Here is a 22,460-nt window from a genome sequence, read left to right as displayed (position 1 = left end):
CTTTCAAAGCCCGAGAAGGCGACGGTTGGCGGCATCATCGACGCCGCTTTTGGCGAAATCGTCGAAAGCCCGCTCAGTCACGCGGATGATGTGATTTTCAATGAAGCCGGCACCTTCACGCGCCCCGTCCTCCGGGTGTTTCAGCGCGCATTCCCATTCCAGCACGGCCCATCCTTCGAAGTCGTATTGGGTGAGCTTGGAAAACACCGCGCCGAAATCGACATGCCCGTCGCCGAGTGAGCGAAAGCGCCCCGGCCGGTCGACCCAGCCTTGATAACCGCCATAGACGCCCGACCGGCCGGTCGGATTAAACTCGGCATCCTTGACGTGGAAGGCCCGGATGCGCTCGTGGTAGATATCGATGAAATCAAGATAATCCATCGCCTGAAGCACGAAGTGCGAGGGATCATAAAGGATGTTGGCGCGGGAATGATTGCCGGTGGCTTCGAGAAAACGCTCGAAGGTAATGCCGTCATGCAGGTCTTCGCCGGGATGCAACTCGTAGCACAGATCGACGCCATTCTCCTCGAATGTATCGAGAATCGGCGTCCAGCGCTTGCCGAGTTCAGCAAAGGCCATTTCAACAAGACCTGCGGGGCGCTGCGGCCAGGGATAAATGAAAGGCCACGCCAGCGCGCCGGAAAAACTCGCATGGCTCTTGAGGCCCAGATGCTGCGAGGCTTTCGCCGCGCACTTCAGCTGGTTGACCGCCCATTCCTGACGCGCCTGCGGTTTGCCGCGCAGTTCGGCGGGCGCAAAACCGTCGAACATCTCGTCATAGGCAGGATGAACAGCGACGAGCTGGCCCTGAATATGGGTTGAAAGCTCGGTGATCTCAACGCCTGTCTCGGCCAGACGTCCCTTGATATCATCGCAATAAGCCTTGGAAGCGGCAGCTTTCTCAAGATCGAAGAGCTTGGGATCGGTCGGCACCTGAATGCCCTTGTACCCAAGGGAAGCCGCCCATTGGCCGAGATTGTCGAGCGTGTCGAAGGGTGCCTTGTCCCCGACAAATTGCGCGAGGAAAATCGCCGGGCCTTTGATCGTCTTCATGTCCTTACACTCCTTGCATTCACAGTCTGGCCGCTACCGGTGCGGCGAACGGCAGGGCGCGACCGAGCCGCGCACCACCAGTTCCGTATCCAGCACGATGGTTTCGGCCGTGCGTTTGCCATTAAGCCGGTCGACCATCAGCGCCATGGCCTTGCGGCCCATTTCCTGCCGGGGCTGGCGCACTGTCGTTAGCGGTGGTTCGAAGGCATTAGCGAAAATTATATCGTCGAAGCCAATGACCGAGACATCGGTCGGCACGGACAGCCCGCGCCCGCGCAGCTCGCTGATCGCGCCAATCGCCATCTGGTCGCTCGAGGCGAAGATGGCGGTGAAGGAAATGCCGTTTTCGAGAAGTCCGGCAATCGCCTGTCTACCGGCTTCGATGCTGTAATCGCCTGTCACGACGAGTTCATCCGCGTAACCGATACCCGCTTCCTCAAGCGCGTCGCGGTAGCCCTCGAAACGCTCCTGTGCCAGACTTTCCGGAAAAGGTCCGGCGAGATGTGCGATCTTCGTGTGCCCTGCTTCGATCAGATGATTCACGGCGTTTTTGGACGCGGCGCGGTTATCGACCTTGACGGTGGGCAGCGCGATGCCTGGCACGGTTTCCGAAGCGATGACGATCGGCGGCAGCGCGTCACCCTGACCGAGAAGCTCTGAAGGAAACTGGCCGGTCATCAGGATGAGGCCGTCAGCATGTTTCTGCCTGACCATGTCGATATGTGTCGCCACGCGGTTTTCGTCGTTACGGGCGTCTCCCATGAGCACTTTGAAGCCCGCCTCCCCCGCCGCTTCCTCCACGCCCTTGTAGATCTCGAGATAAAACGGGTTGCCGATATCGCGAACGAGAAGAATGACAGTGTTGTTGGATTGACGCCTGAAGCTTGCGGCCTGGGCGTTGGGAACAAAGTTCGCCTGCCTGACGGCATCGAAAACCTTCTTCCTCGTTTCCGGGCGGACTTTGTCGGGTTGTTGCAGCGCCCGTGACACGGTCGCGATCGAAACGCCCGCGAGAGCCGCAACTTCCCTGATATTCGAACCTTGGTCTTTGCTCATCTGTCACACACGCAACTGCTTTTGGCGGCCATAAAGCAGCATCAGCGCAAGTAACGTGACACCGAATATGATCTGCCGGGCCCATACATCGAGGTTGAGCGTTATCAGTACGCTTTGCAGAATGGTGAGCGCAACTGCCCCGGCCATGGTTCCGATATATCCGCCCGCACCACCGGCAAGCGAAGTGCCGCCGATGACAACAGCGATGATCGATGGGAGGACATATTGGTCGCCGACAGAAATGAAGGAGGTGCCGGTATAACCGATCACGCAGACGCCAGTCAGACCGGCAAACAGGCCGGACAGGCCGTAAAGCAGCGTGCGGATCAAAGACACAGGCAATCCGACCAGCGTCGCCGCCCGCTCATTGGAGCCGATGGCGTAAATGGAGAAGCCGAAGGCCGTGCGGCGCAGCACGAACAGCATGATCGCGGCAATGCCAAGCCAGACGAAGAGGACGCCGGGAATACCGAAAACGAGAGGCCGGTTGATGAAACCCGCCAGAAGCGGCGCCGCCGCACCTGATGGAACGCCCTGCGAATAGACCACAAGCCCGCCCTGGATCACCGCTGTCATGCCGAGTGTCATGACCAGCGGGGGAATGCGCACGAAGGTGATGCCGAGGCCATTGATGATGCCGATCAGGAAGGGAATGCCACCTGCGACCAATATGGCGAGCGGTATTCCGACATTCTGTCCGTTCATCATGTTACCGGCAAGGACCGCGCCGAGCGAGATCATCGCGCCGACGGACAGATCGATGCCTTCGCGTCCGCCGAGGATCACAAGATTTTGGCCCGCCGCGACGATACCGAGAATGGCCGCGATCGTCAGCAGCCGCACGATCTGCGACCCCTGTGCGAAGCCGGGCGACAACAGTTCGCCGACCAGCAGCAGGAACACTGACGCGCCAATCGCAATGGTCAGCGGATCGGTGATGATGGATTTGATTTTCAAACCGGAATTTATCATCTCAACGCCTCGTCACCAGAACGCCGCCGGCAAGTGCCGTCAGCACGATCAACCCCTGCACCAATGTCTGGTACTCGAAGGGCAAGCCCGCAAAGAAAATCACATTGCCGATCATGCCCAGCACCAGCGCGCCGGCGATCGATCCTGTCGAGCTGCCGAAGCCGCCGGAAAGTGCTGTGCCGCCAAGAACGACCGCCGAAATGGAGGAGAGCGCCAGGCTTGCACCGAGCAAGGGGTCGCCGGAGGCGGTCTCGCCCGTCAGGCACAGCGCTGCGAGCGCCGAAAACAGACCGGAAATCATGTAGGCGCCAATGCGAATGCCGGAGAGGCGCAGGCCCGTCTGGAAAGCGCCCGTGCGATTGCCGCCCACGGCCAACAAATGCACGTGAAACGGAATGCGCGACACAACGAGCGTAAAGGCAATACCAGCCAACAGCATCCACAGCACGAAAGGTAAACCGATGAAACTACCGGAATAGGTCTGCCAATAGGCTTCCGGCACGGGAAGACCGGCCTGCGGCAGAACCCAGATCGCCAGACCGGCAAAGATGATGCCCGTCGCGAATGTGGTGACGATGGGCTGGAAACGCAGGCCGGATATGAACAGGCCGTTGACCAGCCCACAGATCAGTCCAACCGCAACTCCCGCTCCCATACCTGCAACGACGGCACCTGCCGTTCCGCCAAGTGCAGCGATGACGCTGACGGTAACGACATTGGCGAGCGCTACGATGCTTCCGACCGACAGATCTATATCCCCCGCCAGAATGACATAGGTCTGACCGATGGCGACCAGGATCAGGGGAAGAAATGTCGTCAGGTTCGACTGCAATACGGCCGGCTGCACGAAAGACGGCTGCAGAAAAGTGTTGACGCCGATGAGAACGGCCAGAACCACAAGAGTTATGATCCAGGGTTGCTTGCGCACAAAACCGAGGGAATTCATGCGGCGTCTCCATAGGCGGCGCGGGTCATGTTGACGGATGTCATGTCGGCTCCGGTCAGCTCCGCAGAAATGCGTCCGCCGTTGAACACGAGAATGCGGTCGGCATATTCGAGGATTTCCGCATCTTCCGAGGAATAGAGAAGAATAGTCGCGCCCGCGTCAGCCTGCTGGCGCATCAGCGCGAAGAGATCGGCCTTGGCGCCAAGATCGATACCCTTGGTCGGATCATCGAGCAGCAGCAGTTTCGGCGCGGTGGCAAGCCAGCGGGAAATGAAGATTTTCTGCTGGTTGCCGCCTGAGAGCGTGCCGATAGGCATATCCATGCCGGCAAACTTCGTCTTCATGTCGTCCGCGACCTTCTGCACTCGCGGCTTCAGCGTCGCGGGCCGGACCAGTCTCATCTTTTCGCGCACCATCAGAGCTGCAACAAGATTTTCGAAGATCGACCGGCCCTGAAGCGAGGCATCACGCCCGCGGTCGCCCGACACATAGGCAAAACCGTTATGAACCGCCTGCGAAGGCTTGCCGATGGCGACATCACGGCCCTCGAACTGGATTTGCCCGGCGGCAAAGGGGCTTGCGCCGAACAGGCCCTTCAGCAAGGCCGACTGGCCCTGCCCCTGCAATCCCGCCAAACCGACGATTTCACCCGGATAGGCTTCAAGACTGACACCGCGAATACCCTCGCCCGCAACGTCCGTCACCTTCAGGCTGGGCGCTGCACCTGCGCGTCCCTGCTGGCGGGCAGGCGCGGCGCGGACATCGCCGACCATGTCATGTACCACGGCCTCGCGGGTGGTAGCGGCGGTGTCGAGTTCCGAAATGGTCGCACCGTTACGCATGACGGTGATGCGGTCGCAGACAGCAAAAACCTCATCGAGCCGGTGGGAAATCATGATGGTGGAGATACCGTCCGTCTTCTTGGCTCTAAGTATCTCAAAAAAACGCTCGGACTGGCGGCCATCAAGTGCCGCCGTTGCCTCATCCATGATCATGAGGCTGGCATTCTGGGCGAAAACTTTCAGGATTTCGACGAGCTGGCGCTGATCGGGCGGCAGATTGCCGACGATCGCATCCGGCTCCAGACCGGTGCCGGCAACACCGTCAAACAGCGCGATCAGCCTGCGCGCCTCGGCTTTCAGGGCCTTGCTGTCGACAAAAACGGCGCGCTTCGGTTCGCGACCGAGAAAAATATTGTCTGCGACGGAAAGCTGCGGAATGAGGCTTAGCTCCTGATAAAACAGCGCAATGCCGGCATTTTCGGCGTCACGCGGGCTTTTGAAGCGCACGTTTTCGCCGTTGAACCGGATGGTGCCGCTGGTCGGCGCGACCGCACCTGCAACGATCTTGCAGAGCGTGCTCTTGCCGCAACCATTTGCGCCCAGCAGCGCGTGAATTTCACCGCGACCAACGGTCAGCCTGCCGTCGGAAAGCGCACGCACGGCGCCAAAATTCTTCTGTATGCCGGCCGCTTCCAGAGCGTTCGCCATCGCATGTCCCCGAATTTTACTTGTCATTGTGCTTCGTCACTGGCGGACGCGCGCAATACGCGGTCCACATTCGAATTTCAGGTTTCGGGCTGGCGTTTGCGGCCAGCCCGAGACTGATCTTACTTGAAGAACTCGCCAGCCTGTTCCGGTGTCACGGTTGCCGTGACGGACCAATAGCCCGGCTTACCTTCGGCGGACTTGATGTTGTCCGCGAGGTTGTCGTTGCTGACGAAGGGGATCGGAATATAGATGGCGTTGCCGTAGGTACCGCCGAAAATGCCGTCCTTGAATTCCTTGCCCTGCAGCTTCAGAACCGCAACGTTGAGCGCGCTGGCCATGACACCCGGAGGATTGACGGAGGCGCCGGAGTTGAACTTTTCCTTCTCCCAGCGCGTCATGAAGTCCTTGCGGATTTCACCTGTCGCGGCGATGTCCTTGGTCTTGCCGGCGGCTTCGATTGCGCGCCATGCGCCATCGGCCATGCCGTCCTGCACCCACACACCGCTGATATCGGGATAGGTGGCGAGAAGGTTCTGCATCGCCTGCTGGCCCTGCGCCTGATCCCAGCTCGCATTGGCTTCGTTCAGCACCTTGATATCAGGATATTTCTTGAACACTTCGCGGTAGCCGGCGACGCGGGCTTCGTTGGCGGGATTGCCGGCGATACCGTTGATCGAGACGACGCTTCCCTTGCCCTTCAGCGAATCCGCAAGCCACTGTGCGGACTGTGCCGCCCAGGCCTTCTGGTCGATGCCGACATAGATCGCGTCCTTAGAAGACACTTCCGCGTCGGTTGCGATGACGAGAATGTTGCGTGCCTTCGCCTGAGCGAAGATCGGATCAAAGGCAGTCGGGCTGCCGGGATTGATGAGGATCGCATCAACGCCCTGGTTCATGAAATTGCGGATATGGCCGATCTGCCCCTGCACATCGACATTACCGCTCTGAACGACGACTTCGACCTTCACGCCCTTTTCGCCCCATGCCTTTGCGGCAGCCTGGGCTTCCTCGATCATCTGCGTGCGCCACTCGCTGCCGACGAAAGAATTGGAAAGACCGATCTTGAAGCTCTGTTCCTGAGCATGCACGGACGTGCCCGCCGCCAGCACCATAGCGGCAGCAGCCATCAAATGTTTAAACATGAAAATTTGCTCCTCCAAGCACGGTTTTTAACCGATGAAACCGTTTACATGAGGGAATGTAACCGGTTTCATAAATGAGTCAACCCAGCTGGGATTTTTTATGCTCTCGTTGCCACAACGAATTGCCGAGCCTTGGCGGAGAGATGGGACGGCAATTTAAGGAGGAACAGCGGCACCATACTGGCGTGGATTGCAGGGCTGATAACGCCCCAATTTTGTTCATGTGCGGGCGGACAGCTTGAGGCTCCGCTACTTCAACAAGAACAAGCTGCTGGCGTGTGTCTATAGACCGGTTGGCGTGAGACTAATTGCCCCCATCCACCATCTTGGTACGGGCCAAAGCATCCGCGAGATCGTTCCCGGCTATACCGGAATGTCCCTTGCACCACGCTATCTCGGCGTTCGGATTACAAAGGAGCAAACGATCCACATTCTGCCACAGACCGCCATCTGGTATCTGTCGTTTGCGTTTTCGCGAATCTGGATTGATGCGCTTCCACCCGTTGCTCCGCCAGATTTCGCGCCAGCGATGGCAACCTTCCATCACGTGAGCGGAGTCTGTCCAGAGCTTGGCTGGCCGGCCTGGAGCCTGTGCATCGAGCCACAAAAGTGCATTCATGACCGCCATGACTTCAAACGAATTGTTCGTAAGTCCGATTTCCGTTCCTCGCGCAGCATGGATCTGCCGCTCGGTTTCAAACACGATGAATGCCCAGCTTCCCGATAATGCAACGGGGTCGTATGAACCATCCGCGTAGATGACGAGTGGAGCAGTCATGTAGCTCATTTCCTTGCGTCAAAGGCGTTTGGAAAGACTGACAGCGCTTTCGGGTGTTTTCTGTAGATAGCTTGTACAATCATCTTATTCGAGTCAGATTCACGTCCAGGGATGAAACATGATCTTCAAACGCATCGTCGCAGGAATAGTCGATCTCATCTTGCTCATCAGTGTGGCGTTTGCACCGACATTCATCGCCGCAGAGTGGCTACCGCAATATATGGACGCTCCAGCGGGGCAACCGCCGACACCTCTGATGGGCGTAACGCTTTTATGGCTGGCATCCGTGTTGTTTTGCTATTTCCCGGCCTTCGAAAGCAGCGCCTTCATGGCAACTCCCGGAAAACTGCTAATGCGATTAAAGGTCGTCCGGCGCACCGGCGAAAGACTGACTTTTACGCAAGCGCTCTATCGCATGGTCTTCGGCCCGCTCGCAATATGGTTTCTGCCCTGGTACCGCGACCATTTCTCGGGTGGTGCTATTGTGAAGGACCGCTGAGTTTGTGGTTGTGTGATTTCACACTCGGCCCCTCACCTTTCCCGTTTCCCATTACCAGTCCCGTTTCAAGGACGGCGGCAGGTCAGGATGAAACGACGGTAGACGAAAGTTCGCAGCCTGTTGCGCAGGTTGGTGTTTTTCCGCTGCGCTCTCGCAATCGGGGCATGTGAGTGCAGTTCGATGCCGGTAAAGCCGGCGGCGATCAGGAGCGGCGTCAGCATCTGCGGGCGCAACCCCTGCCCGAACGGAAGCGCCTTCATGATTGCGGCATGATGGCTGCTTTGGGCGCCATCGTAATTCTTGTCGGCCCCCACCGAAAGATCGATGAGCCGGATCAAAAGGCTGGCAAGACGCCCTGCCGGTTTTGGCGTTGCCCAGTCACCATCGAAAAACAGGAGCCGACCGCCCGGACGAAGCAGCCTGAACCACTCGCGGAAGGTCTCCTCAGGCTGCGTCAGTGTCCAGACCAGATGCCTGCAAATGATCGCATCATAGGACGCATCCGGCTCCATGGTGTTTTCGGCATCCGCCATCACGAAACGTAGCCTTGGTTTTCCCGCATGTTTGGCGCGCGCTACGGATAACATCGCTTCTGAAAAGTCGAGTGCCGTGACCTCGTGGCCGAGATCATGAATAAGCCGCGTCACCTCGCCGGTGCCACAGGCCAGTTCAAGGATATGTTTCGGCTCAGGTCCCACCAGGTCGCGGATCGGCTTCTGCCATGCATTGGCCTCGGCGCCGGCTGCTATCTTGTGTCCAAAGGCCAGATCGAAAGTCTCTGATCTTTTCGACCAATAATCGCGGATTTCCTCCTTGAGATCGAAGTTGCCGCCATCCATGGTCTATTCCTTTGACTACTCAAATCGCATCCGCTGCGGCGAATGACAGCTTGCTTCACAATGTGATGCCAAGTTAGCCCATGCGACATCACTGGAAAATCACAAGTCTGTTTGCCAAGATGTAAACCGCGATAAAACTATTTATTTCAACATATAAGCGCAGTTTCCTGATGTGATTTATAACTCTCCTGATGCCTCCCGGCGCCTTTGCTCGAGCTCTTCGCTATACCGCCTCAGCGTATGGCTTTCCGTCAGCAGGCCCACGGGTCGGTTTTCGATCTTGTCGTTGACGACAACCAGAGCTTCGCTTTCGGTAGCATCGAAGGCTGCCGCCGCCTGACGTGCGTTCATCGCCGGCAGCAGCACGTCGTTCTTGTAATTGAGGTAGGTCTCGAGGCTGATCTTCGAGGGATCGCGATCCATCGGATCGGCGTAGATTTCCGGCACGAGGACCATGCCGGCATAACGCCCGTCATCATGTGTCATGATAACCCGCTGCGTCGAGCCTAGCGGAAACTTCTCCTTGAACGCGGGAAGACCCATGCTGACATTGGCCTTGCGAATATCGGCGCGCATCATCTTGCCCACCGTCAGGTCGCGGATCCAGCCGATATCGTGGGCGCTGCGAATGCTTTCGCCCCGCAGGTGAAAACGCCAGGTGGCGAAGGAGTAACCGAAGGTGGTGCGTACCACGAGCGATGTCGTGATGACGGCCGCGAGCACCAAAGCCGTGATCTGGAAGTCTCCGGTCAGTTCCAGCGCCAGAAACGTCATCGTCAGAGGACCGCCGATAATGGCGGCGGCAAAAGCACTCATGCCGACCACGGCGTAGACCACGGGTGCTGTCGAGCCATAGCCGATATAGGGTGCGCAGAGTGCGAAAATCTTGCCGACCAGCGACCCCATGAACAGCGAGGCAAAAAACAGACCGCCGCGGAAATTCGAGCCGATGGAAATCGCGCTCGCCGCAGCCTTCAGCAGGAAAAGCCCGGCCAGCCCGTATATCGTCAGATCGGCATCGATGTTGAGATGGAGCGCACCGTGGCCGCTCGACAGGACCTGCGGTGAAATCAGCGCAAGTGCGCCCACCGCCACGCCACCGATTGTTGGACGCAGCCAGCCGGGAATGGCGCTTTTGCGGGCCGTTTCCTCGATAAGGGAGACCGTCTGCATCAGCACGATGCCGATAAACGCACATACCACGCCGAGAAAGATGGCCGGTACATAATCCGGCGGCGTCACACGGCTGGCATCATAGATATCGATGGACAGGCCATGTCCGCCGATAAGCCCTGCCACGATGCTGGCCACCAGCGCCGAGACAATGAGCGGCGCGAGTGTCACGACGGTATAGGTGCCGATGATGAGTTCTATGGCATAGAATGCCCCGGTCAGAGGCGCGTTGAAGGCAGCGGCAATGGCACCAGCAGCACCACAGCCGACGAGGATGCGCATGTCTCCTCGTCTCAGCTTCAGCTTGATACCGATCTTGGAGGCCACACCGCTGGCGATCTGCGTATAGCCTGCCTCAAGCCCGACAGATGCGCCGAAACCGTTTGAGACGATGTTCTGCACGCAGACGATGATGCTGTCCGTCAGCGAAAGGCGTCCGCCATGCAGCGCATTTGCCTCGATAGGGTCGACCATCGGCTTTTTGCGGGTTTTCGAAAGAATGAAGAGGATCAGGCCGAGTACGATGCCGCCAATGACCGGCCCGGCAAGCACGATCCAGCCGGAGAGTTCACTGCTGCTCAGCCGCTCGACACCGAAGACCAGCACATGAAGGGCCGTACTCAATCCGCCAATCAGCGCCACCAGAAGGCCGGCCGCTATGCCGATGAGGACGGCGAGAGCCACCAGCCCCAGCTCGCCGCGCCGGAACATCGCCCGCAGGCGACTGGAGCGCAGATTGTCGAAGAAGCTCGCCATACTGGGTGCACGGAAAGGCCGGGTCGACATGCTGTTCCTTTTCAGGCGGTATTAGGGCGCTTCAATCTCAAGTTCGACTTCGAAACGCATCTGGTCGTAAGCCGGTTCAACATGATCAGGCGTTTCGCGCATCACCGTGTCATAATCGAGCGGAATGTGCATATGGGTCAAGATCGCCCTTTTGGGTGCAAATCTATCGATCCAGCCGAGCGCCTGTTCGAGCGAGAGATGGCTGGGGTGATAGCGGTGCTGCAGCGCATCGATGACGAGGACGTCGAGACCGGCAAGCTTGGGCACGCTTTCGACCGGAAAATCGCTGACATCGGTGCAATAGGCGACATTGCCAATCCGGAAGCCGAGCGAGTGCACGTCACCATGCTGCTGCATGTGCACGTTGAAAGGTATCGACCCGCCTGCCCCGTCGATGATCAGGGTCGCGTCGATATCGGCGATGATCCGCGGCTCGACGATCGGCGGATAACTGCTGCCCGGAGGCGTTTCCAGGCAATAGGCAAAACCATCCCAGATGCGCGCCATGGTGACTGGATCGGCATAGATCGGAATGCGGCTCTGCTGAATGGCGAAATAGATGCGCAGATCGTCAATACCGTGCAAATGGTCGGCATGGGCATGAGTGTATAGAACCGCATCGACTGCCTCCACTTTGGCGGCAATCATCTGCTCGCGAAAATCAGGCCCAGTGTCGATGACGACGGTGGTCTTACCGCCATCAGGCCCGATCTGCTCCACCATGAAGGCCGCACGAGTACGCCGATTCCTGGGGTTTTCAGGATCGCAGGCGCCCCAGTCGCCGTTGATGCGCGGTACGCCGGGAGACGACGAACATCCGAGAACCGTAAAGCGGCGACGGTAGATTGCCACGCCTACACCCTTGTCATCTTCGAAAAGCAGCGGAAAGCATTCTCGGTGGTGATTTCGGCCATGCGCTCGAACGAGATGCCATGTACCTCGGCCAGCACTTCTGCCGTGTTTACTACATAAGAAGGCTCATTGCGCTTGCCGCGCCAACGCTTGGGCGCGAGATAAGGCGCATCCGTTTCCACCAAGAGACGGTTGAGCGGCACGGTGGCTGCAATATCGCGGATATCCTGCGATTTCGGGAACGTCAGAATGCCGGAAAAGGATACGTAACCGCCAAGTTCGACGCCGGTTTTGGCGAGATCGGGACCTGCGGAAAAGCAGTGCAGAATAAAGGGAAAAGCACCCTTGTCGCTTTCTTCACGCAGAATCGCAGCCATGTCCTCATCAGCGCTGCGGCTGTGGATGACGAGCGGAAGCTTGGTTCTCCGCGCCGCCTCGATGTGGCGAACGAGGCCGGTCTTCTGGTCTTCCGGCTTTTGCGTGTCGTAGAAATAATCCAGCCCCGCCTCGCCGATCGCCACGATCTTGTCGTGGCTCTCGGCAAGCCGCACAAGCTCGTCGGCCGAAATGTCGAGTTCTTCGTCGGCATTGTTCGGATGCGTGCCGACCGAGCAGAAAACCGACGGATATTTTTCCGCAATCTTCAGAAGCTCGGGCAGACGGCGCACCCGGGTCGAGATCGTCACCATCTGGGCAACGCCGGAAGCATGGGCGCGGGCGATGATATCGTCGCGCTCAGCCTCGAAATCGGGAAAATCCAGATGGCAATGCGTATCGATCAGCATGGTCGTCGCCTTCACGCTTCCGGTGCGACGTAACGCGGGAAGACCGGCTTCGGTGCCTCAAGCGGCGTTCCCGGAACCAGACGTCCGGCTTCGCCGAGTGCGGCAAAATCCCGTTTGTCGGCAGGGGCAGCGACGAGATCGAGCAGCTTCTCGCAGGATCCCGGCATGAAGGGCTGCAACAGAATGCCGATCTGGCGGACGACTTCCGCCGTCACGTAAAGCACGGTGCCCATGCGTTCTGGGTCGGTCTTCTTCAGAGCCCACGGCTCCTGCGACGCGAAATAGCGGTCGGTTTCCGAAACGACGGCGATGATGGCCGCAAGCGCGCGATGGATGAGCTGCTTGCCCATCTCCTCACGGCAGAGTGCCAGAAGCCCGTCGGCGGAGGCGAGCATCGCCTTGTCTTCATCGGTCAACGGCCCGGGCGTCGGGATCTGTCCGTCACAATTCTTGACGATCATCGACAGCGAACGGCTGGCCAGATTGCCGATGCCATTGGCAAGATCTGCGTTGATGCGGGTGGCGATGCCCTCTTCGCTATAGCTGCCGTCCTGGCCGAAGGAGACTTCGCGCATGAAGAAATAGCGGACCTGATCGAGACCGAAATGGTTGACCAGATTGACCGGATCGACGACGTTGCCGAGCGACTTAGACATCTTCTCGCCCTTGTTGAGCAGGAAGCCGTGCGCATAAACCCGCTTGGGCAGCGGCAGCTTGGCGCTCATCAGGAAAGCCGGCCAATAGACCGCGTGGAAGCGAATGATGTCCTTGCCGATGATATGCACGTCGGCCGGCCAATATTTTGCGCGCGGACCGTTCTTGTCTTCGATGTAACCCGTAGCGGTAATGTAGTTGGTCAACGCATCGACCCAGACATACATGACGTGCTTCGGGTCATCAGGAACCTTGATGCCCCAGTCGAATGTCGTGCGGGAAATCGACAGGTCCTTGAGGCCGGATTTGACGAAGGAGATGATCTCGTTGCGACGCTCAGCGGGACCGATGAAATCCGGGTTCTCCTCGTAGAGCTTCAGCAGCTTGTCCTGATATTCCGAGAGCTTGAAGAAATAGCTCTCCTCCTCGACCCATTCGACGGGCGTGCCCTGCGGCCCATAGCGAACGCCGTCGGCGCGCACTTCCGTCTCGTCCTCGCCGTAATAGGCCTCGTCGCGCACGGAATACCAGCCGGCGTAGCTGTCCTTGTAGATGTCGCCGCTGTCGGCCATCAGGTTCCAGATATTGCGCGAGGTCTCATGGTGACGTTCTTCCGTGGTGCGGATGAAATCGTCGTTCGAGGCGTTGAGCAGCTTGCCCATCTCGCGGAACTGGTCGGAATTGCGCTGCGCCAGCTCTTCCGGCGAAATGCCTTCCGCCCGCGCTGTCTGCTGCATCTTCTGGCCGTGTTCGTCGGTGCCGGTCAGGAAGAAAACATCCATTCCGTCCAGGCGCTGAAAGCGTGCCATGGCATCCGTCGCAATCAGTTCGTAGGCATGGCCGATATGCGGCTTGCCGTTAGGATAGGAGATTGCGGTGGTGATGTAGAAGGGTGTCTTGTCTGTCATGACGGTCTATCGACTTTACAGGCTGTTTTTTGGATAGACCGCTCTTAAACGATTGTTCGCAACAGCGAAAGCAAAAGCGTACGTTCCGTACGATCTCTTGGGTCTCACACGCCGCGAACATCTTCCAGAATGGAAAGCACCATCTGCTTCTTGTCGAGATTATAGGCCTGCGCCACGGTAATGCGTTCCGAAAGCGTCGACGAAAGGCGCGCATGTTTCTCTGCCGCCGCGATATCACCGGCCATCGCCGCCGCTCTCGCTCGCGCCATCAACTCCTCCGTCACGTGCTCCATGAAGAAGCCGAGAACAATATCGCCGTCCTTCTGTGCCAGAACTTCGGCAAGCTTGTGCATCTGCTTGCGTGCACCGGGCCCTTCGGCCGTCATGACGGAGGCGAGCGCCTCCACAATGTCGGAGCCGCCGTAATTCATCAGTTTTAACGCCTGCGCGACGCTGCCCTTGGAGGCGGAAAGCAGCGCATCCCGCTTTTCGCCAGCCGGGCTGATACCGAGATGATCGAGCGACTTCACCATATCCGCATCCGAAAGCGGCAGCAGCCGGAGCGGCATGCAGCGCGAGCGGATGGTCGGCAGCAATTTGCCCGGCGCATGCGACAAAACGAGGAACATCGCCCGCTTTGGCGGCTCTTCCAGTATTTTCAGAATGGCGTTTGCGGCATTGCGGTTTAGATCGTCAGCCGGATCGATGATGACGATACGCCAATTGCCTGTGCCCGAGGTCTGCGAGAAGAAGTGCCCTGCCCGCCGCACCTCATCCACCGTGATGGCGGATTTCACGCGGCCGGTCTTTTCATCCGCCGGGCGGGTCAGATGCAGCAGATTATGCGACGCACCCGACGTTATCTGCCGGCTGACAAGCGATTCCGTATCGGGATCGGCCAGGAAATCCGGTGCTGTGGCTGGATCGGGATGGGTAAGTACGTGGTTGGCGAAACGGAAAGCGAGTGTTGCCTTACCAATGCCTTCAGGGCCTTCGATCAGGATCGCATGGTGGCCCTTGCCGGAGCGATAGGACTGCGCAAGAAACGCCTCCGCTTCGCCATGGCCGAAAAGCTTCGTGTTCTGCTGCGGCGCAATTGCGCCGTCGAGAACGCCCTGAACCTCACTCATGCGCCGTCCCCGCCGCAGTCTCCAGCCGCTCGAGCAAAGGCTCGACAAATGACATGACGTCTTCCGTCACCTTTTCTTCCGGCTGATCGGCATTGACGATCCGACAACGACGCGGCTCGGCAAGCGCAATATCCAGATAGGCTTCACGCCGCTTCTCGTGGGTCTCGATTTCCTCTTTTTCGAAACGGTCCGGTGCGGCACCCTCATCCGCACGCTTTCTGGCCCGGGCAAGGCCCTTTTCGGCGGCGATATCGAAGATCAACGTCAGTTCCGGTACGACGCCATCAATAGCAACGCGTTGCAGCGTCTCGATGAAATCCGGCTCCAGATTGCCGGTCGTACCCTGATAGACACGTGAGGAATCAAGAAACCGGTCACAAAGCACGATTGCGCCACGTTCTAGTGCCGGGCGAATGACCTCCTCGACATGGTCGTTGCGCGCTGCCGCAAACAGGATTGCCTCCATGCGCACGCCGAAGGATTCGGCAGCACCCGACAGCAGAACATGGCGAACGGCCTCTGCCCCCGGCGAACCGCCCGGCTCACGGGTTACGATCACATCGAAACCACGGTCGCGAAGCGCCTCGGCAAGCGTGCGAATCTGCGTCGACTTGCCAGCGCCTTCGCCGCCCTCGAAGCTGATGAACAATCCGGTCTTTTCGGCCAATGTCACGTCCTGTGAGGAATTCTCAGAAATATCGAAATGCCTGTTTACAGCATCGAACCGAAAAGTGTGAAGCGCTTTTCAGAAAATCCGGTGTCTGAACAAAAGCATAGGGAAAGTTGCGGCTTGCGGGATAGGCATCAGAGCCAGAACAGCAGCAATTCCTTGAGCGCCCCGGCTGCATTCTGCGTCAACGTGCCCTTGCCGACTGCCGTTCTCGTGTAAAGCGGCACTTCCCGCAAAAGTCTTTCGCCCGAAAAAACCTTGAGTGTGCCGACATTCGCACCAGTGTCGAGCGGCGCATTGAGCGGCCAGCGATAGACGATCCGCCCGGAAATACGCTCGGGATTATTGACCGGTACCAGCACGCTGACATCTTCCCGGGGCGACAGGTCTATATGCGAGACATCGCCACCGTAGACGCTGACTGAACCGACGGCTTCGTCCTTTGCAAAAAGATGGCGTTTTTCGAAGGCCGTCAGCCCCCAGTCAACCACCCGGCGTGCTTCGTCCTGCCGCGTCTTGTCGTCGGCGATGCCGCCAAGCGCCAGATAGACCCGGCGCCCTTCCCGCTCTGCCGAAACGACTGCCGCGAAACCGCTGCCTTCCGCAAAACCAAGCCCGAGACCGTCTATGCCGTTACCCAGCAGCGAGTTCTTGTTGCGCTGGAAAATCCGGTTCCATTCGAAATCCGGCTTGGTGAAAAGCCCATAGCGATCGGGATAGGTATCGCGCAGATGCTGGGCGAGAAGCACCATATCCTTCGCGGTCGTCTGGTTGCCCGGATCGGGAAGACCCGTCGAATTGGCAAAGACACTGCGGTTCATGCCGAGTTCGCCGGCTCTCACCGTCATGCGCTTGGCGAAACCGGAGTCGGACCCTGCCATGCCTTCGGCGACAATGATGCAGCCATCATTGGCGTTCTGCACGATAATTCCCGTCAGAAGATCGTTGACGCTGACGGAAGATTTCAGCGCTGCAAACATGGTCGAGGTCCGCGACGGCGCACCACCCGTGCGCCAGGCATATTCAGAAACGGGATAAGCTGTCTCGGGCGTTACCTGCCCTTTGGCCAGCGCATCCAGCATCACCTCAACAGTCATCAGCTTGGCAAGCGAAGCGGGCGGAAAGGATTGATTTTCATTCTGGGAAAGCAGCACCGTGCCGGTTTCGGCATCGATCATATAGGCCTGTTCGGCCTTGGCGATGAAAGGTGCTGTTTGCGTTTGCGCTTGCGCCGGACCGTTACCGAAAAACGCAAATGCGAGCGCTGCCGCGACCGGGAGAAAAGAACGATGAATGGCCTTGTGCATGAAACCGCCCAGCTTTCCCTGCCGCAACCCGCCGCTCGCGACGAAAACGCAAGTCAGCCATAAACTCTTCAACCCGTCAGCGCGTCTTCGCCTGCTGACGCTTCACGTGGGCAAGTATGGAATCCTCGTTAAGCGCTCCGCGATCGACGAGCACGCTGTCGAACGCACGTGAGGTTCTCGAAACCGCAGAGGATTCCTCGGAATAAGCCGCTGCATATTTGGACGACGGCGTTGGCACGCGCAGATAGTTGCCGCCAGGTGCTGCCGGCTCACGCGTGAAATTGCCTTCCGGGCGTTCCGCCAGGAACGGACCGATTTCCGGCAGGATTGCAAATTGTTCGAAGGCCGGTGCGGGGCCGTTGACCAGCGGCATGGCCTGGAGCGCTGCATTCTTTTTGGTGCCAACCAGCGCCGTCTGCGTCGAAGCACCGTAATTCGGGTTTGATGTCGGGGCCGGCACGAAATTCGGCGAAGCCGAAGCCACCATGACACCAGTCGCGATCTGCCCTTCCGGCGCAACACCCGGAGAACGAGAGCCCTTCGGAACATAGGACGCCATCAGATAAGGCATGTCGTGCCCATCAAGCGGCGCGCGGCCTGCATATTGCACCCGCACATTCGCCGTTCCAGTGCCCTTCATGTCGAGAAGATCTGCGGTCTTGCTGGAAACATCGATCAGGCGACCTTCATGGAAGGGTCCGCGATCGTTGACGCGCACCAGAACCGATGCACCGTTTTCCATATTGGTGATACGCGCATAGCTCGGCAGGGGAAATGTCGGATGCGCAGCGGAAAGATGTTCCTTGTCATAGACCTCGCCATTTGCCGTCAGGCGGCCGTGGAAGGCGGAACCATACCAGGAGGCAAGGCCGGTCTTGTTGTAACCCGGCTCTTCCTTCGGAAAATAACGTCGGCCCTTGACGGTATAGGCATTGCCGAGAAGCTCGCGCCCGCCGCCCTTGGGAATATTCTGACCGTCGGCCACGCGCGGGCTGGCTTTGACGCCATATTCCGATTCGGAGAAATATTCCTTGCTGCGCTTCTGCTTCGGTTTGGTCTCAGAGGTGGTGGAACACGAGGCTGTCGCGGCGCAAAGCACGGAAATTGCAAGCCACTTCACGCCCGATCTGGCGTTGATGCCGAGTTTCTTGACCGTAGATTTCAAATCGTCTGCCCCACGCTGCTTGCAGGCTCGAAGAACCGCACCCTCATTTGCCTCGATGCATGCCCCTGCCATCGAAGCACCTAACAGTCGCTTAATCTTGTGCATAACGTGGCAAAAATGCGAACGACTTCTGCAAATTCGATAAAATTGTAATGAACGTGGTTAACGATTTATGTCTTTTCCGCAGCGCGGGAAGCCCGACGCGCCTGTAAACGCGCGGTCTCGAGATGTCTCCTGCTCAAGGAACAAACGAAGCCCGACCGCGTTTTCCCCTCGCAAACACACGAGCTTCCGCCGGTTTTCGGCTGAGTGAGGGAACATGATCAAGTCAATAAAAACCGCCGGCCTGGCACTCGGCATCGCGTTGGTGTCCATTGCCGCGCCTATTCACGCAAGTGCGCAGGACATGGAGCTGCGGATCGGCCCAGACGGCGTTCGCCCGGTTATACGTGATCGCGACCGCGACATGGACCGACGAGGACCTCCGCGCATGCGTGGCTGCGGCGAACGCGAAGCCCGCGCCGCCGCCCGCGAGGCAGGCCTGCGCGACCCCGAAATCGTGCGCGTCACCCCCGGTCGCGTCGTCGTCCAGGGCTTCACCCGCCGAGGACCGGAGCGCATCACATTCGCGAATGAACGCGGCTGTCCTGAACTCTAATACACTAATCAACGGAACCCGCCGACAGGCGGGTTTCTTCATTTCGGTGATACAAGAAATTTCCAAGCTAAAGTACACCGCGTCGCTAACGCTGCCGGTCCTGTTGATTTCAAACTGTCTGTTTGGAATTTTATGGCAGATGGGGTGTCTGCCACGTTTAAGCACCTACCGCGTTGAAATCGTCCATGCGAAGAATATTGCGATGCAATCGAGCGCCTAGTGAAAGATGTTGACCCGTAAGAAAATGCTGATTTAATATATTACTTATATTTGAGGTAATTATTATGTCAGCACTTAGATTTTTGGTTTCATTGTATATTGTTGTCTATCACATGCTGGTGGTTTCACCGTGGGATTTGCGGGTGGTCTCTCCAATTTTCCACAAAGGCTGGATCGGAACCGACTTCTTTATAATCTCGTCGGGTTTCATCATAGCAATCGCATATAAAGAAAAACTCCAATCGAAAAAACTTTCTCCCCGTGATTTCATGAGGGGTCGATTACTTCGCTTGTGGCCACCACACGCAATAATCATGATGCTTTTTCTATGTTACTTTCTGCTCACAAAGGCGGCTGGATTTACAACTAACGACCCTTCATTTTTTGCGCCCTCCGCATTCGTGTCGCAACTATTCCTGACTAATAGTTTTATTTTTACGGATCAGGCTTGGAACGTACCCACGTGGACGCTGTCTGCACTCTTAGTCTGCTACGCGATCTATGCCTTTTCCATTCCCTATTTCCCAAAGGTTGGCAGTCCGCACCATATCTTGGTGGGAGCTACTTTTTGGTTGTCTGCAGCAGCGATCGTCGTTTTTGTTTTATTAGGAAAGTCGATTGCGCACTTACATGAGGACTTGGCTCTTGTTCGCGCCATACCGCTTTTTTTCTACGGGGCGATATTAGGCCATTTTTCACTGGCGATTGGATCGCAGCACATTAAAAATCGAGGCACGCGCGCCATTTTCTTGGTAATCTTTGCGTTAATCGTCGCGCATTCATCGTCAGGAGCCATAGCAGACACTATCATCTTGCTGCTGACGTCGGGGCTAGTGTTACTATGTTCTGATCTACGCAGCGGGAGGCTCATGCATGCCCTCGGGCGTCTATCTTTCGCAATCTATTTGCTGCACGTTCCGATGATCTACGTCTATTTCCCAATCATCAGAAGAATTGCTGGTCTAGATAGGACGGATGGCGCGTACATAACGCTTTGGCTGACTTTCCCCCTGATAGTCGTTGCCGCAGCTTATGTCTTTGAGAGATTTGTCGAGCGACCTTTGGCCAAGCGTCTCAAGCCGGCGGCGCAGGAGCATCGGACAATAAGTGCCACCGCTTAGGTCACACGTAGAGATACCGATCGACAACGGGTGGAACTGTGACAATATCGCGAAATGAGCATGCCATCTCAGACCGCAAGCAGTCCCTTCGGCGGCAATCCCTCAGTGATAAGCACGCGCTGGACGATAAGAGGATCTTGGTCGCAGGGTTTGGAACCTGCTGCGACGGGAGGCGCGCAAGGGCCAATGAGAACATATGCGACACGAAAGTGGCAGATGGGGTGGGATTCGAACCCACGGTACGCTCTCACGCACGCCGGTTTTCAAGACCGGTTCCTTAAACCACTCGGACACCCATCCATCGGTGGTGAGGCTTTATAGCGTTTTGAAAAAGGCCGTCAATCCCGATGGCGCACGCGCGCACAGCCTCTTCGCATCCGTCAGCAACTCATTGTCCTTGTGTCGTTGCAGGCGGCAGCAGAGACCCCTCGCCCGAAGGAAGTGCCGGACTTTGCTGAGGCGAGTGGAATAGCGCCAGACTTAGCACGATTGCCACAAGCACCAATAAAAGCGCCACGAAGAAGATTCCGGATTTATCCATGCGTCTGCTCATGTCCAGTTATGTTAGGCGCGAATATGTGCAATTCGAGGCAATCGAAGAATAAAACGACCTCCTGTCAAGTTGCCTGACAGATTTGGACAGTTGATCTTCCTAAATTCCTCCTGCTTGAGCAAATTTTATGCGTAGGCGTACTGTTTGGGACGGAAGTGGCCTATCGCGTCAGTAATATTGTCATTTATATAGCCGCATCGCTCCCGGGCATTGCCCAACTTTCCCCGAGCGATCAACCTGCCCCGCCCGTTTGCGGGGCTTTTTTCTTTTATACTACCGAAAAACTGCGACCGGCGGATAAAGGCTGGGTGTGCGTTACCTGCTTTATGGTTTAGACACCGATGCTCGGTCCGCCATCGCCGTGCCGAAAACCGCCCCGGAAAATATCCTCGAAAAGGTTCAGCAGCGCCGGCGGTAACGTGTCGGAAAACTCCATAATGATCTCGTTGGCGCGATTGTAGCAATAGATGGCGCAAAGCGTCAGCACCAGCAGCACGATCCACGGCCAGATTGGCTTGCGCCTAGGCGGCGCCCCATTGGGTTGTTGCGGTACAGTCATCCCGGTACCTTCCGTTTAGGCCTTGACGCGCGGTTCGCCTCCCGGCGCATAGGCGGTTTTTTGCAGGAAACGGAATATGTTACCGCACTGACCGCAGCGGATCATGAATTCCGTTGGATCGACCGAGGCACGCTCGGTGCGGAATCCACGCGGCATTTCATCAACGCGAAAATCAAGGTTACGGCGGTCTTTCTCATCCGATTCCGACACCTCGGCAAAACCCTGATGACCGCATTTGGAACATTCGAGTTTCCGGGAATATCTGTCGCGCGCTGCCATATGCCGTCCTTTGCTTGCACCCTATCAGGTAGCAGCGGCAAAACAGCATTTCAATGGCGATCGCCGCAGGTTAAAGCTTTGCCCGTCTGTTTTCAGTGTGGAAAACGCGTCCAGTGGCAAGAACAAGTCGGAAGCTCATGCACAACGAAGCCCCCCTGCTTTCATCCTCCCTGATACGGCGCGCAATCATCATTGCCGTCATTATTATATGCTTTGTTGCTGCCCTCAATATCGGCGTTAAATGGTACGGCGAGCGGATCCTTCAGGCGGGCCACACGACAGCAACCGACGCGGTGGAGATCACAATCGGCAATGACCGGCTGAAACTTGCGAAAAACACGCTGCGTGTACCTTCCGACCGCCATGATGGAGAGCGAGAGCGGGCCGATCTTTATCTCACCTGGCCGGATCTCAAGGGATATGAAGACTCCAATCGCGCTGTTTTCGATGATCCGGCGCAGGCAGCAGGGCTTATTTTCATCCAGCTATCGCAAAGCACGATGTCTGAGGACATGTCCGGCCGTTTCGGGCCGATCTATGCCCGGTTGACGGACGGAGAGCCTGTGCCGCTGAAACACGGCCTCACACTGCACCGCCTGCGTGCCGACGCAGGTTACGGCAAGGAAGTCATATTGACCGGGCAGCGCGTAGGCGAAAGCGACTATGTCGTGCGCTGCCTTCTGCCGCAAACCCAGCAGGCGTCGACGGGCAGCGACTGCCAGAGGGACATCCACGCCGGCCAGGACCTCAGCCTGTTCTACCGATTCTCCGCAACCTTGCTCCCGCAATGGAAAGAACTCGACGCAGGCGTGAAACGCTACATCGAGCAGCGCCTCGTAAAAGACTGAAATCCGTGAAAAGGCGTG

General features: G+C 57.6%; 22 protein-coding genes and 1 tRNA gene. 4 read left to right on the top strand and 19 right to left on the bottom strand.

The features are described from left to right. Positions 1 to 3: 3 nt before the first annotated feature. The 7 genes from F617_RS0118565 to F617_RS0118535 all read right to left on the bottom strand — a co-directional run bounded on the left by F617_RS0118565 (position 4) and on the right by F617_RS0118535 (position 7,437). Positions 4 to 1,053 carry a sugar phosphate isomerase/epimerase gene (locus F617_RS0118565; RefSeq protein ID WP_019566280.1) on the bottom strand — a complete coding sequence of 350 codons (1,050 nt, stop codon included), beginning with the start codon at positions 1,051 to 1,053 and terminating at the stop codon, positions 4 to 6. Between the two features lie 33 nt (positions 1,054 to 1,086). Next, positions 1,087 to 2,109 (bottom strand): LacI family DNA-binding transcriptional regulator, encoded by a 1,023-nt coding sequence (locus F617_RS0118560; RefSeq protein WP_019566279.1) that lies wholly within the window; start codon positions 2,107 to 2,109, stop codon positions 1,087 to 1,089. 3 nt (positions 2,110 to 2,112) lie between these two features. Beyond that, positions 2,113 to 3,081 (bottom strand): ABC transporter permease, encoded by a 969-nt coding sequence (locus F617_RS0118555; protein ID WP_019566278.1) that lies wholly within the window; start codon positions 3,079 to 3,081, stop codon positions 2,113 to 2,115. 1 nt (position 3,082) lies between these two features. Further along, positions 3,083 to 4,027, bottom strand: coding sequence for an ABC transporter permease (locus tag F617_RS0118550; protein WP_019566277.1), 945 nt, complete (start codon positions 4,025 to 4,027; stop codon positions 3,083 to 3,085). Beyond that, positions 4,024 to 5,517, bottom strand: coding sequence for a sugar ABC transporter ATP-binding protein (locus tag F617_RS0118545; protein WP_019566276.1), 1,494 nt, complete (start codon positions 5,515 to 5,517; stop codon positions 4,024 to 4,026). Before F617_RS0118545 ends, F617_RS0118550 begins: the two co-directional genes overlap by 4 nt. 119 nt (positions 5,518 to 5,636) lie before the next feature. Further along, on the bottom strand, positions 5,637 to 6,659 hold the full coding sequence (locus F617_RS0118540; RefSeq protein ID WP_026330937.1) for a substrate-binding domain-containing protein: 1,023 nt from the start codon (positions 6,657 to 6,659) through the stop codon (positions 5,637 to 5,639). Between the two features lie 304 nt (positions 6,660 to 6,963). Then, positions 6,964 to 7,437, bottom strand: coding sequence for a ribonuclease H (locus F617_RS0118535; RefSeq protein ID WP_019566274.1), 474 nt, complete (start codon positions 7,435 to 7,437; stop codon positions 6,964 to 6,966). A 118-nt stretch (positions 7,438 to 7,555) separates the two neighbouring features. Here F617_RS0118535 and F617_RS0118530 point away from each other — a divergent pair, with 118 nt between their 5' ends. Then, positions 7,556 to 7,936, top strand: a complete 381-nt coding sequence (locus F617_RS0118530; RefSeq protein WP_013636091.1) for an RDD family protein — start codon at positions 7,556 to 7,558, stop codon at positions 7,934 to 7,936. A gap of 65 nt (positions 7,937 to 8,001) precedes the next feature. Here the strand turns inward: F617_RS0118530 and F617_RS0118525 are convergent, their stop codons facing one another. The 9 genes from F617_RS0118525 to F617_RS0118485 all read right to left on the bottom strand — a co-directional run bounded on the left by F617_RS0118525 (position 8,002) and on the right by F617_RS0118485 (position 18,205). Then, positions 8,002 to 8,775 (bottom strand): class I SAM-dependent methyltransferase, encoded by a 774-nt coding sequence (locus tag F617_RS0118525; RefSeq protein WP_013636092.1) that lies wholly within the window; start codon positions 8,773 to 8,775, stop codon positions 8,002 to 8,004. A 177-nt stretch (positions 8,776 to 8,952) separates the two neighbouring features. Continuing rightward, a complete protein-coding gene (locus F617_RS0118520; RefSeq protein WP_013636093.1) occupies positions 8,953 to 10,734 on the bottom strand; it encodes a chloride channel protein in 1,782 nt (593 codons plus the stop codon). A gap of 21 nt (positions 10,735 to 10,755) precedes the next feature. Then, positions 10,756 to 11,586, bottom strand: a complete 831-nt coding sequence (locus F617_RS0118515; protein ID WP_013636094.1) for an MBL fold metallo-hydrolase — start codon at positions 11,584 to 11,586, stop codon at positions 10,756 to 10,758. 2 nt (positions 11,587 to 11,588) lie between these two features. Then, a complete protein-coding gene (locus F617_RS0118510) occupies positions 11,589 to 12,371 on the bottom strand; it encodes a TatD family hydrolase (protein WP_003515245.1) in 783 nt (260 codons plus the stop codon). An 11-nt stretch (positions 12,372 to 12,382) separates the two neighbouring features. Then, on the bottom strand, positions 12,383 to 13,933 hold the full coding sequence (gene metG, locus F617_RS0118505) for a methionine--tRNA ligase (RefSeq protein ID WP_003515246.1): 1,551 nt from the start codon (positions 13,931 to 13,933) through the stop codon (positions 12,383 to 12,385). 104 nt (positions 13,934 to 14,037) lie between these two features. Further along, complete coding sequence (locus F617_RS0118500; protein ID WP_019566272.1) at positions 14,038 to 15,063, bottom strand: DNA polymerase III subunit delta'; 1,026 nt, start codon at positions 15,061 to 15,063, stop codon at positions 14,038 to 14,040. Further along, positions 15,056 to 15,730, bottom strand: a complete 675-nt coding sequence (gene tmk / locus F617_RS27190) for a dTMP kinase (protein WP_003515249.1) — start codon at positions 15,728 to 15,730, stop codon at positions 15,056 to 15,058. The genes F617_RS0118500 and tmk overlap by 8 nt, the downstream gene beginning before the upstream one ends. 137 nt (positions 15,731 to 15,867) lie before the next feature. Then, a complete protein-coding gene (locus F617_RS0118490; RefSeq protein WP_019566271.1) occupies positions 15,868 to 17,040 on the bottom strand; it encodes a D-alanyl-D-alanine carboxypeptidase family protein in 1,173 nt (390 codons plus the stop codon). Positions 17,041 to 17,116: 76 nt separating this feature from the next. Next, a complete protein-coding gene (locus tag F617_RS0118485) occupies positions 17,117 to 18,205 on the bottom strand; it encodes a septal ring lytic transglycosylase RlpA family protein (RefSeq protein ID WP_025593441.1) in 1,089 nt (362 codons plus the stop codon). Positions 18,206 to 18,524: 319 nt separating this feature from the next. Between F617_RS0118485 and F617_RS0118480 the strand changes: the two genes are divergently transcribed. Together F617_RS0118480 and F617_RS0118475 are read left to right on the top strand one after the other, a co-directional pair. Continuing rightward, positions 18,525 to 18,863 carry a hypothetical protein gene (locus tag F617_RS0118480; RefSeq protein WP_003515252.1) on the top strand — a complete coding sequence of 113 codons (339 nt, stop codon included), beginning with the start codon at positions 18,525 to 18,527 and terminating at the stop codon, positions 18,861 to 18,863. A 284-nt stretch (positions 18,864 to 19,147) separates the two neighbouring features. Next, positions 19,148 to 20,203: an acyltransferase gene (locus F617_RS0118475; RefSeq protein ID WP_019566269.1), complete on the top strand. Its 1,056-nt coding sequence runs from the start codon at positions 19,148 to 19,150 to the stop codon at positions 20,201 to 20,203. Between the two features lie 210 nt (positions 20,204 to 20,413). Here the strand turns inward: F617_RS0118475 and F617_RS0118470 are convergent. The 3 genes from F617_RS0118470 to F617_RS0118460 all read right to left on the bottom strand — a co-directional run bounded on the left by F617_RS0118470 (position 20,414) and on the right by F617_RS0118460 (position 21,594). Continuing rightward, a tRNA-Ser gene (locus F617_RS0118470) sits at positions 20,414 to 20,503 on the bottom strand. Positions 20,504 to 21,087: 584 nt separating this feature from the next. Then, complete coding sequence (locus tag F617_RS0118465) at positions 21,088 to 21,315, bottom strand: hypothetical protein (protein WP_019566268.1); 228 nt, start codon at positions 21,313 to 21,315, stop codon at positions 21,088 to 21,090. Positions 21,316 to 21,330: 15 nt separating this feature from the next. Then, entirely contained in the window at positions 21,331 to 21,594 is a 264-nt protein-coding gene (locus tag F617_RS0118460; protein WP_003515255.1) for a hypothetical protein, read from the bottom strand. A 137-nt stretch (positions 21,595 to 21,731) separates the two neighbouring features. On the opposite strand from F617_RS0118460, the gene F617_RS0118455 reads away from it, so the two are divergent. After that, on the top strand, positions 21,732 to 22,442 hold the full coding sequence (locus tag F617_RS0118455) for a hypothetical protein (protein WP_019566267.1): 711 nt from the start codon (positions 21,732 to 21,734) through the stop codon (positions 22,440 to 22,442). Positions 22,443 to 22,460 lie beyond the last annotated feature (18 nt).

Origin of the sequence: Agrobacterium sp. 10MFCol1.1, assembly GCF_000381165.1 — a bacterium.
Classification (GTDB): Bacteria; Pseudomonadota; Alphaproteobacteria; order Rhizobiales; family Rhizobiaceae; genus Agrobacterium; species Agrobacterium tumefaciens.
The sequence above is the reverse complement of the archived record's forward strand: the minus strand, read 5'-3'. Positions and strand labels throughout refer to the sequence as shown.

Coding starts and splice junctions, on each gene's coding strand:
- F617_RS0118565 (WP_019566280.1), bottom strand. CDS start 1,053: ATGAAGACGATCAAAGGCCCGGCGATTTTCCTCGCGCAATTTGTCGGG.
- F617_RS0118560 (WP_019566279.1), bottom strand. CDS start 2,109: ATGAGCAAAGACCAAGGTTCGAATATCAGGGAAGTTGCGGCTCTCGCG.
- F617_RS0118555 (WP_019566278.1), bottom strand. CDS start 3,081: ATGATAAATTCCGGTTTGAAAATCAAATCCATCATCACCGATCCGCTG.
- F617_RS0118550 (WP_019566277.1), bottom strand. CDS start 4,027: ATGAATTCCCTCGGTTTTGTGCGCAAGCAACCCTGGATCATAACTCTT.
- F617_RS0118545 (WP_019566276.1), bottom strand. CDS start 5,517: ATGGCGAACGCTCTGGAAGCGGCCGGCATACAGAAGAATTTTGGCGCC.
- F617_RS0118540 (WP_026330937.1), bottom strand. CDS start 6,659: ATGTTTAAACATTTGATGGCTGCTGCCGCTATGGTGCTGGCGGCGGGC.
- F617_RS0118535 (WP_019566274.1), bottom strand. CDS start 7,437: ATGACTGCTCCACTCGTCATCTACGCGGATGGTTCATACGACCCCGTT.
- F617_RS0118530 (WP_013636091.1), top strand. CDS start 7,556: ATGATCTTCAAACGCATCGTCGCAGGAATAGTCGATCTCATCTTGCTC.
- F617_RS0118525 (WP_013636092.1), bottom strand. CDS start 8,775: ATGGATGGCGGCAACTTCGATCTCAAGGAGGAAATCCGCGATTATTGG.
- F617_RS0118520 (WP_013636093.1), bottom strand. CDS start 10,734: ATGTCGACCCGGCCTTTCCGTGCACCCAGTATGGCGAGCTTCTTCGAC.
- F617_RS0118510 (WP_003515245.1), bottom strand. CDS start 12,371: ATGCTGATCGATACGCATTGCCATCTGGATTTTCCCGATTTCGAGGCT.
- metG (WP_003515246.1), bottom strand. CDS start 13,933: ATGACAGACAAGACACCCTTCTACATCACCACCGCAATCTCCTATCCT.
- F617_RS0118500 (WP_019566272.1), bottom strand. CDS start 15,063: ATGAGTGAGGTTCAGGGCGTTCTCGACGGCGCAATTGCGCCGCAGCAG.
- F617_RS0118490 (WP_019566271.1), bottom strand. CDS start 17,040: ATGCACAAGGCCATTCATCGTTCTTTTCTCCCGGTCGCGGCAGCGCTC.
- F617_RS0118480 (WP_003515252.1), top strand. CDS start 18,525: ATGATCAAGTCAATAAAAACCGCCGGCCTGGCACTCGGCATCGCGTTG.
- F617_RS0118475 (WP_019566269.1), top strand. CDS start 19,148: ATGTCAGCACTTAGATTTTTGGTTTCATTGTATATTGTTGTCTATCAC.
- F617_RS0118465 (WP_019566268.1), bottom strand. CDS start 21,315: ATGACTGTACCGCAACAACCCAATGGGGCGCCGCCTAGGCGCAAGCCA.
- F617_RS0118460 (WP_003515255.1), bottom strand. CDS start 21,594: ATGGCAGCGCGCGACAGATATTCCCGGAAACTCGAATGTTCCAAATGC.
- F617_RS0118455 (WP_019566267.1), top strand. CDS start 21,732: ATGCACAACGAAGCCCCCCTGCTTTCATCCTCCCTGATACGGCGCGCA.